Origin of the sequence: Psychrobacter glacincola, from assembly GCF_965118485.1 — a bacterium.
Classification (GTDB): domain Bacteria; phylum Pseudomonadota; class Gammaproteobacteria; order Pseudomonadales; family Moraxellaceae; genus Psychrobacter; species Psychrobacter glacincola_D.
On the sequence record NZ_CBCPJH010000010.1, the window covers coordinates 100,985 to 116,016 of the forward strand.

13 protein-coding genes are annotated in these 15,032 nt (G+C 40.2%); 9 read left to right on the top strand and 4 right to left on the bottom strand.

The window, feature by feature from the left end:
* Positions 1-23: 23 nt before the first annotated feature.
* The 6 genes from ilvC (at position 24) to ACMHKH_RS05695 (ending at position 6,401) form a co-directional block, all read left to right on the top strand.
* Positions 24-1,040 carry a ketol-acid reductoisomerase gene (ilvC, locus tag ACMHKH_RS05670; RefSeq protein ID WP_413519664.1) on the top strand — a complete coding sequence of 339 codons (1,017 nt, stop codon included), beginning with the start codon at positions 24-26 and terminating at the stop codon, positions 1,038-1,040.
* A 274-nt stretch (positions 1,041-1,314) separates the two neighbouring features.
* Complete coding sequence (locus tag ACMHKH_RS05675; protein ID WP_413519665.1) at positions 1,315-1,740, top strand: hypothetical protein; 426 nt, start codon at positions 1,315-1,317, stop codon at positions 1,738-1,740.
* Between the two features lie 378 nt (positions 1,741-2,118).
* Positions 2,119-2,331 carry a cold-shock protein gene (locus tag ACMHKH_RS05680; RefSeq protein WP_010196799.1) on the top strand — a complete coding sequence of 71 codons (213 nt, stop codon included), beginning with the start codon at positions 2,119-2,121 and terminating at the stop codon, positions 2,329-2,331.
* A gap of 584 nt (positions 2,332-2,915) precedes the next feature.
* Positions 2,916-3,665, top strand: a complete 750-nt coding sequence (locus ACMHKH_RS05685; RefSeq protein ID WP_413519666.1) for an electron transfer flavoprotein subunit beta/FixA family protein — start codon at positions 2,916-2,918, stop codon at positions 3,663-3,665.
* Positions 3,666-3,809: 144 nt separating this feature from the next.
* Complete coding sequence (locus ACMHKH_RS05690; protein WP_413519667.1) at positions 3,810-4,742, top strand: electron transfer flavoprotein subunit alpha/FixB family protein; 933 nt, start codon at positions 3,810-3,812, stop codon at positions 4,740-4,742.
* A 453-nt stretch (positions 4,743-5,195) separates the two neighbouring features.
* A complete protein-coding gene (locus ACMHKH_RS05695) occupies positions 5,196-6,401 on the top strand; it encodes a cupin-like domain-containing protein (protein ID WP_413519668.1) in 1,206 nt (401 codons plus the stop codon).
* Between the two features lie 201 nt (positions 6,402-6,602).
* On the opposite strand, the gene ACMHKH_RS05700 is transcribed toward ACMHKH_RS05695, so the two are convergent.
* Positions 6,603-7,397: a TrmH family RNA methyltransferase gene (locus tag ACMHKH_RS05700; RefSeq protein ID WP_413519669.1), complete on the bottom strand. Its 795-nt coding sequence runs from the start codon at positions 7,395-7,397 to the stop codon at positions 6,603-6,605.
* 99 nt (positions 7,398-7,496) lie between these two features.
* On the bottom strand, positions 7,497-8,480 hold the full coding sequence (locus ACMHKH_RS05705; RefSeq protein ID WP_413519670.1) for a class 1 fructose-bisphosphatase: 984 nt from the start codon (positions 8,478-8,480) through the stop codon (positions 7,497-7,499).
* 434 nt (positions 8,481-8,914) lie between these two features.
* On the opposite strand from ACMHKH_RS05705, the gene ACMHKH_RS05710 reads away from it, so the two are divergent.
* The 3 genes from ACMHKH_RS05710 to ACMHKH_RS05720 all read left to right on the top strand — a co-directional run bounded on the left by ACMHKH_RS05710 (position 8,915) and on the right by ACMHKH_RS05720 (position 11,813).
* Positions 8,915-9,988, top strand: coding sequence for an aspartate carbamoyltransferase catalytic subunit (locus ACMHKH_RS05710; RefSeq protein ID WP_413519671.1), 1,074 nt, complete (start codon positions 8,915-8,917; stop codon positions 9,986-9,988).
* A gap of 72 nt (positions 9,989-10,060) precedes the next feature.
* Complete coding sequence (locus ACMHKH_RS05715) at positions 10,061-11,272, top strand: dihydroorotase (RefSeq protein ID WP_413519672.1); 1,212 nt, start codon at positions 10,061-10,063, stop codon at positions 11,270-11,272.
* Complete coding sequence (locus ACMHKH_RS05720; protein ID WP_413519673.1) at positions 11,265-11,813, top strand: DUF2127 domain-containing protein; 549 nt, start codon at positions 11,265-11,267, stop codon at positions 11,811-11,813. The genes ACMHKH_RS05715 and ACMHKH_RS05720 overlap by 8 nt, the downstream gene beginning before the upstream one ends.
* Before the next feature lie 92 nt (positions 11,814-11,905).
* Here the strand turns inward: ACMHKH_RS05720 and ACMHKH_RS05725 are convergent, their stop codons facing one another.
* The gene (locus ACMHKH_RS05725; protein WP_413519674.1) at positions 11,906-13,180 is read right to left on the bottom strand and encodes a cation:proton antiporter; all 1,275 of its coding nucleotides are present in this window, start codon (positions 13,178-13,180) and stop codon (positions 11,906-11,908) included.
* A gap of 40 nt (positions 13,181-13,220) precedes the next feature.
* Entirely contained in the window at positions 13,221-14,744 is a 1,524-nt protein-coding gene (locus ACMHKH_RS05730; RefSeq protein WP_413519675.1) for a DUF2254 domain-containing protein, read from the bottom strand.
* Positions 14,745-15,032: the final 288 nt, after the last annotated feature.

Below are 15,032 nucleotides of genomic sequence, written 5' to 3' on the forward strand. Positions count from 1 at the left end.
GATTTAGGAAAAGGACTCTGTTTATGAACGTTTATTATGATAAAGATTGTGATCTATCAATCATCCAAGGTAAAAAAGTTGCCATTATTGGTTATGGTTCACAAGGTCATGCGCACGCGCTTAACCTACAAGAATCAGATGTCGATGTGACCGTTGGTCTACGTGCAGACTCAAGCTCATGGAAAAAAGCAGAAAATGCTGGCTTGAAAGTTGCTGAAGTTGCCGATGCGGTAAAAGCGGCTGACGTTGTCATGATTTTGACGCCTGATGAGTTCCAAAAAGAGCTATATCAAAACGAGATTGAACCAAACATCAAGCAGGGTGCAACGCTTGCCTTTGCTCATGGTTTTGCCATTCATTACAACCAAGTAGAGCCGCGTAGCGATCTTGATGTCATTATGGTTGCTCCTAAAGCACCCGGTCATACCGTACGTAATGAATTTGTAAAAGGTGGTGGTATCCCAGATCTTATCGCTATCTATCAAGATGCTTCTGGTCAAGCCAAACAGTTAGCGCTATCTTATGCTGCTGGTGTTGGTGGTGGTCGCTCAGGTATCATCGAAACCACATTTAAAGATGAAACTGAAACTGACCTATTTGGTGAGCAAGCGGTTCTTTGTGGCGGCGCAGTTGAGCTAGTAAAAATGGGCTTTGAAACCCTAACTGAAGCCGGCTATGCACCAGAAATGGCATATTTTGAGTGCTTACATGAGCTAAAACTTATTGTAGACCTCATGTATGAAGGCGGTATTGCTGACATGAACTATTCAATCAGTAACAACGCTGAATATGGCGAATATGTTACTGGTCCTGAAGTGATCAATGAGCAATCACGTGAAGCCATGCGTAATGCGCTAAAACGCATTCAATCTGGTGAGTATGCGAAGATGTTTATCTCTGAAGGCGCAACGAACTATCCATCAATGACCGCTCGTCGTCGTAACAATGCTGAGCATCAAATCGAAATTACAGGTGCCAAGCTACGCGGTATGATGCCTTGGATCGGTGGCAACAAAATCATCGATAAAGACAAAAACTAATTCGATATGCAATGCTATAAGATTTAATTGATTTCAAACAAGCCCGTGTTATCACTCGATAACATGGGCTTTTTAATAAGCGCTATTTTATAAATATTTTTATAGTAGCCTGTGTTTGCTGGTTGAAAATCTGGCAGAGCTACCTAATATAGGCAAGCGTCATCATATCTATTAATGGCTTACTCGGTTAGACGAGTGTTGTTATTTTTATCCTTGAGCTATCAATGCAAGGATTCTTTCATGCTTCTTTTGTATAGATTATAGGTTGTCTGTTGTGCAAATATCTTATCCTGACTGGCTAACGCCGCAATTCGTATATATTACTCTTAGCGCTGTGGTTGCCGTTTTAATTTGGATAGAGGGGGAGATGCTTAAAAAGACAGATGGCAAACTACCTGAGTCTAAGTTTTTTCATATCAGCTCTTTATTAGATACCTCATGGTTCTTCATATCAGTAATAATGCTATATGCTATTGATTTAACACCATTAGCAGTTGCTGTACCAGCGGCTTATGGTCTATACACCACCTTTGGCTGGATATATGGCACCCGACTGTTAAGACGTAAAGGTATTCCTGATTCTCCTAAAGACCTAGTAATACCTGCTAAATATATCGCCTATAGCCAGTCATTTTCGCTGATATTCTTTGCGCTGTGTTTATTGGTACTAAGCTCACCATGGTTGCCCATTGCTCAATAATCGTTATTTAATATATTGCCAGCTATAAATACGTTTCATCTTGTTTATTTGAAGATATTATTTTACTTTGCTCAGAATATAAAACAGCGATAATAAAAATATGTTTTATATCAATGCATTAAGCATAAGGGTGATGCTGGTTAATATTACTCATAATTAATTTGAATAGATTACAAAAATCATCAATTTAAGCTGTTGCGCTTAGAAAAAGCTGTTATAATCAGCTTGTACTCAAAGGATTTTGGGTGAAAATATTAAGACCTCTTCTAGATGTTTTAATCAACTTTACCTACGCATTCTGCAAAAAATACTTGGGTATATATCAATTAATCGGTGATGACATACGTCTCGCCAACAGTTAAAGAGTTAGGAAAATTTATGTCAGATAAAGTTGAAGGCACTGTAAAGTGGTTTAATGAAGCTAAAGGTTTTGGTTTTATCGCTCAAGACAATGGCGGACAAGACGTATTCGCTCACTACAGCGCTATCCAAGGCGGTGGTTTCAAAACTCTAGCCGAAGGCCAAAAAGTGTCTTTCATCTTAGGTGATGGCAAGAAAGGCCCACAAGCTGAGCAAATCGAAGCTATCTAATAATCTCATTTGACATTGAGTGAGCTGAATCTTCAGCAAGCCTAATGACAGTAAGATTATCAATACGCATTGATGCCTTTGTTTGTTAAAACAATAAAAATACTGTTTAGACTTTAAAAAAGAGCAACCTCTGATCAGGTTGCTTTTTTTATGATATTTTTTTGAGTTGCTTTAAGAACAATAATAAGGTTCTGGCTTAGAGTGGCGAGTATATATATCGGCAATGTTATAGAATTTAGAAAATAGATAGAATAACGATAAGAAAATAGCACTATCACGCGCTTATAAACGATTTATTATAAAATAGTGACAAATTTATGACGCATTATTCACGGCGTTGTCTTGACCTTATGACTGTGCTCACGCAAGATACATAGGTCTGATAATAACGGTTGGCTTAGCTTTGGCGTATTTTATCAATAGGGGATGTAATGCTGATAGAATTTTTGCTAAGGTAGTAACAACCTTTAGTACCATTTTGAACGACAATTTGAAGCACAGTTTAAAAGATTTTTTGAAAGACAATGAACCTTTGGTTCTTAACTGGCAATTTTTAATTCATAACATTAATAAACGAGGAACGTATGAAAGCATTAGTAGCGGTCAAGCGTGTCATTGATTACAACGTAAAAGTTCGTGTAAAAGCTGATAATTCTGGCGTAGATTTATCTAACACTAAAATGTCAATCAACCCTTTTGATGAAATTGCAGTAGAAGAAGCGGTTCGTCTTAAAGAAGCGGGTGTGATTGATGAAATCATCGTTGCCTCAATTGGTCCAAAAGAGTCACAAGAGCAGATTCGTGCAGCCTTAGCATTGGGTGCTGATCGTGGTATTTTAGTAGTGACTGATGCAAAACCTTATCCTTTACAAATTGCTAAAATCTTGAAAAATATCGCAGAATCTGAAGCTACGGATATTATTCTTTTAGGTAAGCAAGCGATTGATGATGATAATAACCAAACTGGTCAAATGCTAGCAGCATTGATGGGCATTGGTCAGGGTACGTTTGCATCAGAAGTGAAAGTTGAAGGCGATAAAGTCAATGTAACGCGTGAAATCGATGGTGGTTCGCAAACGGTAGCGCTTGCTTTGCCAGCAGTTATTACCACTGACTTGCGTTTGAATGAGCCACGTTATGCAAAATTGCCTAACATCATGAAAGCGAAGAAAAAGCAGCTTGATGAAAAAACACCTGCTGATTTTGGTGTTGATATGGCATCAAAGCAAGAGATTATTAAAGTCGTACCACCTGCTGAGCGTAAAGCTGGCATCAAGGTGGGTTCAGTTGACGAGTTGATCGATAAGCTAAGAAACGAAGCAAAAGTAATCTAATACTTTGTTAGCGCCTATCTAGTACAAAGTCATGATGCCATAAATAATTGGTCTTAAATATTGAACATGAAGTTAGACTTAAAATGGCTTTGTAAACCAACAATCGCATGAATAAAAGATACGAATAAATAAAGGATAAGAGTAATGGCAATTTTAGTATATGCAGAACACGACAATGCCAGTCTAAAAAAGGCAACTTTGAACACAATCGCTGCTGCTCAGCAAATCGGCGGTGATATCCATGTATTGGTCGCTGGTAGTGGCGCACAAGCAGTAGCTGATGAAGCTGCTAAAGCAGCAGGCGTCAGTAAAGTATTATTAGCAGACAACGCCGCTTATGAGCATCAATTAGCAGGTAATTTAGCATTATTGGTTGCTGATATTGCTGGCGATTACAGTCATATTCTCGCACCTGCTACGACGACTGGTAAAAACTTTTTGCCACGTGTTGCCGCATTACTTGATGTGAGCATGCTGTCAGAAATCTCAGCAGTTATAGATGCACAAACGTTTGAGCGTCCTATCTATGCTGGTAACGCAACAGCAACGGTTAAGACCACAGAAGATAAAGTGGTATTAACCGTACGTACTACTGCTTTTGATCCAGTAGCAAGTGAAGGTGGTTCAGCGACTGTTGAAACTCTTGATAATGTGCAAGAGCTTGGCAAAGCAAGCTTCGTCAATGAAGAAATGGCTAAATCTGACCGTCCAGAATTGACATCAGCAAGCATCGTCGTTTCTGGTGGTCGTGCCTTAGCAAATGGCGAGAACTTCACCAAATATATCGAACCATTGGCTGATAAACTTGGTGCTGCCGTTGGCGCATCACGTGCTGCCGTTGACGCAGGTTATGTACCGAACGATATGCAAGTTGGTCAAACGGGTAAAATCGTTGCTCCTGATTTGTATATTGCCGCTGGTATCTCAGGCGCGATTCAGCATTTAGCGGGCATGAAAGATTCTAAAGTTATTGTTGCTATCAATAATGATCCAGAATCACCTATTGCAAGCGTTGCTGATTACTTCTTGGAAGCGGATTTGTTCCAAGCATTGCCTGAGCTAACTAGCAAAATCTAAGTAATTGTTAGTAAAAGTGAAATAAAAAACCTGCTATTATTGATGTTTTATTTTTAAAGTGAATCCTAAAGCCTTCTTCCTATTGGTTGGAGGCTTTTTCGCTTTCTTGTTGGAAGTTGAATGAAACTTACTTCATGTAAGTTTGCTATTCTATAGAATACTATTCTATAGTAGACTAAAATATTGCTTGGCTATCACGTATATATATCATGCTAAATATATACGTATGATAGAAATGGCTTTATGGCTTTTTTAAATGTGAAACTAAAATCTCATCTCTATGTAGTCTAGTCACTTTAAAAGCTATACAGTGCTACTATGGTTTTTTTGCAGTATCTATTTATCACTAAGCAAAGAAAATTTATAACAGTAGTACGTGGCTATTAACGTATAGATTTTATGAAGAAATCACTATAGTATCTTTTTACTCTGTTAAAGGATTAGGAGAAAAGAATGAATATAACGATGGATTTTACAGAAAAATTACCTAAAGAGTGGAGTGACTGGGCCACGACAAATATAATGCGTGGTAGTTCAAAAGAGACAATCATACATACATTAAAGGCGAATAATTTTTCAGATGCCCAAATTACAGCGACTTTAAATACCATTTTAAATATATATACTAATGAAAGTAAAAAGGATATTAGAAAGTTACCAAATAACTTGAAAGAATGGGTAGGGATTAATTTATTGCAAGGGGTAAGTAAAGATGATATAGCGCAAGTATTACTGCAAAATGGTTACACTCATGCAGAGGTTTTACTGGAACTAGAAACCGCATGTAAAAGTCCTTATTTACAAGCAGGATTTAAACCTACTAAAATGCTAAGTAAACGGGAATGGCTCTTACAAACTTGTGATGACCTAGCTAAATTGGATCCTAGTTATAATCAGAAGATTGATGTAATTGACACACCGCCTTTTGATGTGTTTATTAGAGACTACTACAGTAAAAATAAACCTGTTGTGCTCAAAAAAGGAATTGACCATTGGCCAGCATTGAAAAAGTGGAGCCCAAAGTATTTTTCAGATACTTTAGGGGATGCAGAAGTCCAGATTCAGTTTAATCGTGAAAGTGATGCACTTTTTGAGCGCAATTCTGAGCAACATCGTAAGTCTATGCGTATATCTGAGTTTGTCGACATGATTGAAACTAATGGCGATAGCAATGACTATTATATGACAGCCAATAATACTCAACAAAATATTGAGGCCATAAAGCCGGTACTTGAAGATATTGGAGATTTTGGTGAAGGTTATCGAAAGCTAATGGATGATCCTTCTTTTAGTACTTTTTTTTGGATGGGTCCAAAAGGAGTTTTTACACCATTACATCATGATTTAACTAATAACATGTTGGTTCAAGTTTACGGCGCCAAGAAAGTAACATTGATCCCGGCATGGCAAGTACCTTTTTTATATAACGACTTACACGTATATAGTGAAGTAGATTTCCCTAACTTTGACTTGAAAAAGCACCCACTGATGGAGCATGTGACCCCAGTTGAAGTAACTATCGAAGCTGGCGATGCGCTATTTATTCCTATTGCTTGGTGGCATTGCGTGCATGGACTAGATAAATCCATTAGTATTAGCTTTACAAACTTTAATGCACCCAATCATTATTCTGCGAGTTTCATGAAAGCACAAGGTTAACTCTAAAAATGGCTCAATAAAACTGAACTTATTAAATTAGAGTGGACTCAATAAGATCTTAATCAATGACTGAATAATAATACATCATTATTCAGTCATTTTTTATTTGAGAAAATTTAAAAATATTTTGAACCTATGAACCTTATGGCAGTTATAAATGGCATTGCTTAAAGTCCTCATGTTTAAGTTATAAATAACTTTTTAACTATAACTTCTTTGTCGTAGAGTCTCATATAAGCATAGCGAGCCTGCAATTGCTACATTAAGGCTTTCTTGCCCATTAGGCTGTGGCAGGGCGATAGGGGTCGCACATTGCATCAGCTCGTCGCAAACTCCTTGACCTTCATGTCCCATAATCCAAGCAATTGGTTTTTTTAAGTCATGCTGATAAATAACGGTATCGGTGTGTGAGCTCGTGGCAAATAACGGCGTTTCTACATTATCCAAAATATTTTGTATGCTTAAACCTTCATAAATCGTCAGCGCAAACTGCGCACCCATGCCAGCGCGTAGTGTCTTTGGTGACCAAGCTTGCGCTGTAGCACTGCTGCAGAGGATGTTTTTAATACCAACGGCAGCTGCGGTACGGAGTAAAGTTCCGACATTGCCGCTGTCTTGCACATCATTGAGAATCAAGCAATCATTATTAATGATCGATAAGCTTGGCATCGGAATATTGATAACCGCCATAATATCAATCCCAGTGCCTAGGCTACGAATACTCTCGTAGAGCGCATCTGACAAGATCAAAATAGGCGTATAAGTGGGCAGACGGGTGAGAACTTGCTGCACTTCAAGATGCTGCTGTGCGGCTTCAGAAACCAGTATTTGAACAAACGGATAATCACTACGAAGCGCAGCATCAATAAGATGAACGCCCTCAATCACAGTTTGACCGTGTTTCTTACGTTGGCGAGCTTGTGTCAACAACGCCTTTACTAGCTTAACCGTCGTATTCTTATCTGAGTAAATAAGCTCGGTGGGATTTGCTACCATAATAGCTCGCTTAGAGAAAAATATAGAAAATATGAATGAATCGTATAAAGTCGCTATTGATTTGGCTTTATACGATTCATCTAATGTGGATTAGATTATTTATTTTTCAACATAATTTAAATGTAGGTTTTTTACATAATCAACTTCATTTTTGCTACCAAGTACCACAGGTACACGCTGATGAATGTCCGTTGGTTCTATATCTAAGATGCGATTGACAGCATCAGTTGCGCCGCCGCCAGCACGCTCAATGAGCAAACTCATAGGATTGGCTTCATACATGAGACGTAATTTACCGGCTTTATTGGCATATTTCGTATCAAATGGGTAGGTGAACAAACCACCGCGACATAGAATACGGTGAACATCACCAACCATGGCGGCAACCCAGCGCGTATTAAAGTCGCGACCACGTACGCCACTCTCGCCAGCGATAAGCTCATCGATGTATTGTTGCATCGGTTCGCGCCAATAGCGATAGTTTGACGCATTGATGGCATATTCACTGGTATCGACATTGATTGTGACATTTTCTTCTATCAGTACATAATCATTGGTATCTGGGTCTAAGCTAAACATCACTACCTTATCTGTGATCGTTAGCGCAAGAACGGTAGAGGTGCCATAGAGTAAGTAACCGGCTGCTAGCTGCTGATTGCCCGCTTGTAGGAAATCGCTATTTTCACTAACTTGACCTTGGCGTTGATACGGTAGAATAGAAAAAATAGTCCCAACCGCCATATTGATATCGATATTGGACGAGCCATCAAGTGGATCAAATAATACTAATAAACTGCCATCCGCATTGGCAGGGGTCGCATCGTCAAGTTCTTCTGAAGCAACACCGGCACAATGGGTATTTTTTGCCAAAGCATCTAACAATAAATCATTGGATAGCACGTCTAGCTTTTTCTGATCTTCACCTTGAACGTTTTGATTACCCGCTTCGCCTAAGATATCTGCTAATGCGCCTTTTCTAAGCAGTTGTGAGATGGTTTTACCGACATCAGTGACTGTCGTAATAACGTCATTGAGGGCAGGACTGCCAGCGCTAGTGTTCAGATACTGTGCTAAGGTTGTCATAATATTTCCTAATAAGTAATTCTGATAAAGAATGCTACAAGCTAAAGAGGCTGCAGAAAAAGTGAGTGCTTAAGATGTGGTTATTTAAGATTTGCTTATATTTATTTATCTGGTATCAATATGGGGTAAATTTTTAAATACTGGCTAAGGCATCTTTGTCCTGACCTCAAAATCAGCTACACTAACACTATTATTATTCAATTATGGTTTAAAGGGCTAGCGTTTGATGCGGATACCAAATGATGCGCTATTATTAATAATCACGACATCATCTATTTTTAGCGGCTTATATCTTTGCGGTAAATTGTAGCAAATAAGCAGCAAAATGTCCTTGTCTCTATGCGTGTCTGCCATATTATCAAGCTCAAAGCGTTAAAAAAATGCATGAAAACGTATTATCAAATCATATAAACCCTCAATAAAGACGTGTCCTTATGTCAAATTCGATCGATAGCCAATCAATACCTAATATCTCACCAACAGATTATGCAAAATTTGATCCTAATACTATTCATAAGAAACTTGATGCGTCGTTAAGTCGTCCACAGCTCAATACTGATGGTAGTATTCGTCACTTTTTGGGTGTAGAAGGTCTGAATAAAGCCCAGTTGCAGGCGATTATCGCCAAAGCTGAGACATTCTTTGATGAAAAGGGACAGCTGATTAACCGTCCTGAGCTTGAAGGTTATACAGTGATGAATCTGTTTTTTGAGCCGTCAACGCGTACCCGTACCACCTTTGAAGTAGCAGAAAAACGCTTGGGTGCCAATGTACTCAATATCGATATCGAACGCTCTAGTACCAAGAAGGGAGAGAGTTTACGCGATACGTTATGGAATCTGCAAGCGATGACCGCAGATATATTTGTGGTACGTCACTCAGCGTCTGGCGCGGCGCATTTTATGGCGACAGAAGTGACACCAGATATTGCCATTATTAATGGTGGTGATGGCTGGCACGCCCATCCGACGCAAGGCATGCTTGATATGCTAACCATTCATCGCGAGGCACCACGTCCCTTTGAAGAGCTATCGATAGCAATCATTGGTGATATTAAGCACTCTCGAGTAGCACGCTCTGATATCAGTGCATTACAAACATTAGGTGTAAAGGACATTCGCGTCTGTGCACCTCGTACGTTATTGCCTAAAGGGATTGAGCGTTTTGGCGTGCAAGTGTATGAAAACATGAATGAGTGTGTGACCGACTGTGATGTCATTATGGGCTTAAGAATCCAAAACGAGCGTATCGGCTCGCCGCTACTGGCATCATCAAATGAGTATTATAAGCATTATGGTATTACTCCTGAGCGTGTTGCACTGGCTAAGCCTGATGCTTTAGTTATGCACCCAGGACCAATGAACCGCGGTGTTGAGATTGCTTCAAGCGTTGCGGATGGTGCGCAATCTGTAATTTTGAAACAGGTAAATAACGGTATTGCTATTCGTATGGCGGTATTGTCACTGGCTATGGAAGGTCAACGCGCGCATCAAGCGGCTGGTAATTAGTATCTGACCTAATATTTTGCTAGTCTATTTTATTCTGATTTATCCCATTTTATTAATACGGTAATAACGCTCATGTCTCATACGATAAACACTGACGCCACGATACTTAACCAGCTGCCACAAAATTTTCAAAATGCACTGCCAAATGTAGTAGCTGACAAAATAGCCAATCTTGAAGCAGGAAACGAGATGTGGTTGCTGCCACCGCTGGTAGATTTATGCGCCCGCTTACGTGAGCCGGGGCAACAACAGCATGGTACGTTGGAGTCGGAAGGGCGAGCAGCTCGCGCCAATGGTTTTTTACATGTGGTGATTCCGCCTGATACCAATCCTATTTTAGAGAACGGTTCATTGTTAAAAGGATTACGTGAGCGTGCGCTTGAAGATGGCGGCATCTATTTGCATATTTTGGGCGCATTGACCGCTGGCTTAGAAGGCGAACGCCCGTCTAATATTGCAGGGCTTAAAAAAGGCGGCTGTATTGCCGTTTCTAATGCTCGTAGACCCTTTCAAAATGACTTAGTGCTTTTACGTACACTCGAGTATGCGGCGACTTTTGGCATGAAAGTATTCTTTTATCCTGATGAGCCTAGTCTATCTGGAGATGGCGTTGCACATGAAGGTTATATTGCTTCTTATCATGGTTTGCAGGGTATTCCATGGATTGCAGAAACCGTTGCTTTATCAACGCAGTTACTCATGGTGGAAGAAACGGGTATTGCCGCTCATTTTAGCCAATTATCCTGTAAATCTTCAATCGAGCTGATGCGTTGGGCAAAAAGTAAAAAACTGCCAGTAACTTGTGATGTGGCGATGCATCAGTTGTATTTAACCGATGATAATTTAGAGGGCTTTAATTCTATGGCCTATGTACTGCCACCATTGCGTAGTAATACCGATCAAAAAGCACTACTTCGTGGCTTAAGAGACGGCACTATCGATGCGATTTGTAGCCATCACGAGCCATTAAATAGCACTGCGAAAAAAGCACCGTTTGCTGAAAGTACACCCGGTATCTCGAACTTTGATACCTTTATGGCACTAGCGTGTCAGCTGGTAAAAGATGAGGTATTAACGCTTGAGCAACTGGTTGATAAAATTTGTCTGAATCCTGCAAAAATTGCCGGTATCAGTGAACAGTATCAAAATATCGGCGGTGCCGTAGTTGTTGATCCAAATCTCGAGTGGCAAGTAACTAGCGAATCCATGCTATCAAACGGTAAAAATACGCCATTCTTTAATCAAACACTAAAAGGGCGTGTTGTGGAGACTTTCTTTGGCTAATCTGCCCAGACAAGATGATAATCTGCAATCATCTTCGAAGGGTAACCATCAAGGCTTAACTACAAAACAAGGTAAGCCGCGCAGTACGTCTAGCGAGTCTATTAAAGCGGTGGCAATCTATGAGGTAGTCAAAGGGGTAGGTGCGCTATTAGTGGCAACAGCTTTATGGTCATGGCATACTGACCTCGAGCGCTGGCTTGCTACCGCTACCGCTTCTTGGCAGAAAATATTTGGTCATTTCATGGCGCCGCAAGTCGATAGTGCGGTAGATATTGCCCAGCAGGCGAGCAAAAATTGGCTACTGTTTTTATTATTAATTTTTGCTTATGCCAGTTTACGTTTTATTGAAGCGTATGGCTTGTGGCAAGATAAAACGTGGGCGTATTGGTTTGGCGTGCTTGGTTATGGAATCTATATTCCTATCGAAGTTTATTATCTAGTAACGACCCCGTTTGATTGGTTTAAACTTGCTATTTTACTATCGAATATTACTATTATGCTTGTGGTTTATCACAATATGAAGCGCAAAGGTTTAATATAATCAGATTTTCTTGAACTTAGGTATATATGTAAAAAGCCAGTATAAGAATACTCTCTTATACTGGCTTTTATCTTATTCACATGGTTGAACACTTATATATCAGCTGGTTTCTCATCAGTGCGAATGCTTTTAGCGACTTTACCCACACTTAAGCCTTGTACTAATATAGAGAATATGACGACCGCGTAAGTCAGTGCTAATAAGATATCGCGCTCTGATCCTGTTGGCAGTTGCAGTACTAAAGCGACCGAAATACCGCCTCTTAGTCCACCCCATGTCAGAACTTTCCAAGCGCCTGTTGGCAAGTCAAGTTGACGATGAAAGGTTTTGGTCGTCATGCCGACTACAATGAATCGGGCAATTAGGGCAATGATAATTGTCAAAGCGCCAGCAATAAATAAATTGGCTGAATAAGCAATCATCACCACTTCAAGACCGATTAACACAAATAAGATAGCGTTTAAAATCTCATCGATCAATTCCCAAAATAAATCAACATAATGTCGTGTTTTATCGCTCATCGCTAGCGCTCGCCCGCGATTGCCCACCATCAGCCCCATCATTACCATTGCTAAAGGTCCTGATAGATGCCAATGGCTGGCAAGTGCATAGCCGCCTATAACACCTGCTAAGGTTAATAGTACTTCTTCTTGATAGCTGTCGATACTTTTGAGCATGTAATACAAAACCGCCCCAAGTACTAAACCAAAGACAATACCGCCGCCGGCTTCAACCGCCAAGGCATGTGCCACATAATTAGCCGTAGGAATATCACCACTAGATAAAATACCTAACAGCAATACAAAGATGACGACGCCGATACCATCGTTAAATAGTGATTCACCCGCGATGACAGTTTCTATACTTTTTGGTGCGCCAGCAGACGCTAAAATGCCCATCACTGCAATGGGGTCGGTTGGAGATATCAAAGCACCAAATAATAAACACCAAATAAATGGCAGACCGAAACCTAACAGCGGTAGCATAAAATAAATGGCGGTGGCAATGAGCACGGCTGATATGACTGTACCCAAACAAGCGAGAATAGCAATGGGTAGTTTATAACGTTTTAAGTCACCGATATTGACATGTAATGCACCGGCAAATAAAAGCATTGAGAGCATGCCATCTAGTAAGACTTCGGTAAAATCAAGCTGCCTTAGTAAACTGACCTCATAATCAATAAGCTGATCAAACCCTAAAAACCCTAAAAATATCGCCCCAATGGACAGTAATATAGAAATCACCATCACGCCAATGGTTGTCGGTAGTCCAATAAATCGATGATTGACGTAAGTTAATAGGGCAGTGATAGATAAGAATATCGCGCTGATTTCTAGTATGGTTAAGCTGCTCGTAGTATCCATAGAAACGTCTCATGTGAGTAGTAAAAGGTATCAATGGTGCTCAAGCTTGTTTTGATTGGGTTTGCAGTGCTTGACGAATATGCGCATCAAAATCACTGATATAATGAAAATAGTGGTGCTGAGCATCTTCACTCATAATAAATGTTTCTGCTTGCTCGCACATCGCGGTCAAATCATCAGCGAGTTGATGATAGTTTAAATTGTCCGCGCCGGCACGCTCAATTAGTTTTATCTCGTGTATGAGTGTTTGCAGCTGTGCATCATTCACCCTAGCATAATTAAGATCAATCATTGCCTGACAGAGCGCCTTTAATACCATCAAATCTGCCGCCGCATAACGCCGTATCTCACCCAGCGAGCTATCAATAAAATCTGATATTTTGGGCATATGAGTCACAACGGCAAGGATGGCTGATGATGGATGGCTGACAGTGTCCGCTATGTCTTTCTCATGCACTGGTTTATAGAAATGATATGGCGTTGGCGGCTGACAGCGCATCATGATACTCAGACAATTGGTCAGGGATTGGACACAATTGACCGCTGTTTTTGGGTCATTGATACCAGGAGACAGTGCGCGGACGGCAATCTCAGTCATTTGTCCTAAGCTATAGGCAATATCATTGGATTGCGTTAAGCGCTGCTCAAGACGTATACAGCCGGCAAAGCGTTGCCAAAACAGCCCGTCAGGCGTGCGCGGTATAATCGCTAAATGTGGCATTTTAGTTTTTTGTAGGTTGCTTGGGTCTTCCACTGGACGCTGATAAAAATAGCCAATCACATTTTTGTCAGTAACAAAGTGACCAAGACTGCTATTTATTTGAACCACACCGCCATAATCTTGCGATAAAGTAATGAGCGATTCAAGATAAATCTGCTGTAAATAGCCTGAATGTGGCGGGTAAATAGGCGTGGCAGACCAGTGCTTAAACTGCTCAACATCATGATGCTCGATATTACGTTGGTGCTCGATATCGCAGCGGTTGCTATACCAATAACGGATATTTTTAATCGCCTCATTGCTTGCCCCTTGAATCACATGCGATGCCTGAATGGCATGTACCATGTGCTGTACAAAGTAGACTAATAATAAGGCACAAGTAATCGCCATAATAATGGCAAAGGTTACCGATAATTGCGGCACACCAAAACCAACATCATATTTATGAATGGCTTTTAACACCAGTAAACTATAGCTAAATGTACCAATAAACGCGCCCAAAACGAACTGATTGGGTGTATCGGTCAAAAAGTTGCGTAGTAATCGCGGCCCAAATTGTGAAGATGCCATCGACAATACAGCAATGGTAATCGAAAAAGTCGTACCTGCCACCCCAAGTACGGCGCCAGCAATGGTGGTCATAATGGCGCGCGCCGCATCATCATCACCGGTAAAAGCAAAGGTAATTTCTCTAACCATATCACGATTAAAATGCTGATCGATAGTTACGAGTATAGGAGCAAGTAATATGCCTACTAGCACACATGCAGTCGGTATAAACCAATAGGAGCCAATCAGCTGTTGCCACAAATTTGTCAGGCGATCAGGTAAATTGGTTAGCATTTGTAGCGACCATAACTGGGTGAATTGCTTTAGCCTATGTATTATTGTTAGCAGAGCACTTCTAAACCAGCCATGCTCAGGATATTTAGCCAACGTTATTCGCTCCCAAAACGACCTAAAAAATGACTCATGTTTGATTAAGTAAAAGCAGTTATGTGCTTTGATTAATAAAAATTGTCGATAATAAATTACCTTAGCATAAAATATATAATAATTAGAAATTTAGTAAAAATAAGCCCCTATTAATAGGGGCTTAATTTTAGCAGAATGAATTTTTTTGTTAACTAA

Excerpts from the sequence above, each read along its gene's own strand:
- ACMHKH_RS05690 (WP_413519667.1), top strand. The coding sequence starts at position 3,810 with ATGGCAATTTTAGTATATGCAGAACACGACAATGCCAGTCTAAAAAAG.
- ACMHKH_RS05715 (WP_413519672.1), top strand. The coding sequence starts at position 10,061 with ATGTCTCATACGATAAACACTGACGCCACGATACTTAACCAGCTGCCA.
- ACMHKH_RS05730 (WP_413519675.1), bottom strand. The coding sequence starts at position 14,744 with ATGCTAACCAATTTACCTGATCGCCTGACAAATTTGTGGCAACAGCTG.
- ACMHKH_RS05705 (WP_413519670.1), bottom strand. The coding sequence starts at position 8,480 with ATGACAACCTTAGCACAGTATCTGAACACTAGCGCTGGCAGTCCTGCC.
- ACMHKH_RS05695 (WP_413519668.1), top strand. The coding sequence starts at position 5,196 with ATGAATATAACGATGGATTTTACAGAAAAATTACCTAAAGAGTGGAGT.
- ACMHKH_RS05680 (WP_010196799.1), top strand. The coding sequence starts at position 2,119 with ATGTCAGATAAAGTTGAAGGCACTGTAAAGTGGTTTAATGAAGCTAAA.
- ACMHKH_RS05685 (WP_413519666.1), top strand. The coding sequence starts at position 2,916 with ATGAAAGCATTAGTAGCGGTCAAGCGTGTCATTGATTACAACGTAAAA.
- ACMHKH_RS05710 (WP_413519671.1), top strand. The coding sequence starts at position 8,915 with ATGTCAAATTCGATCGATAGCCAATCAATACCTAATATCTCACCAACA.
- ACMHKH_RS05700 (WP_413519669.1), bottom strand. The coding sequence starts at position 7,397 with ATGGTAGCAAATCCCACCGAGCTTATTTACTCAGATAAGAATACGACG.
- ACMHKH_RS05725 (WP_413519674.1), bottom strand. The coding sequence starts at position 13,180 with ATGGATACTACGAGCAGCTTAACCATACTAGAAATCAGCGCGATATTC.
- ilvC (WP_413519664.1), top strand. The coding sequence starts at position 24 with ATGAACGTTTATTATGATAAAGATTGTGATCTATCAATCATCCAAGGT.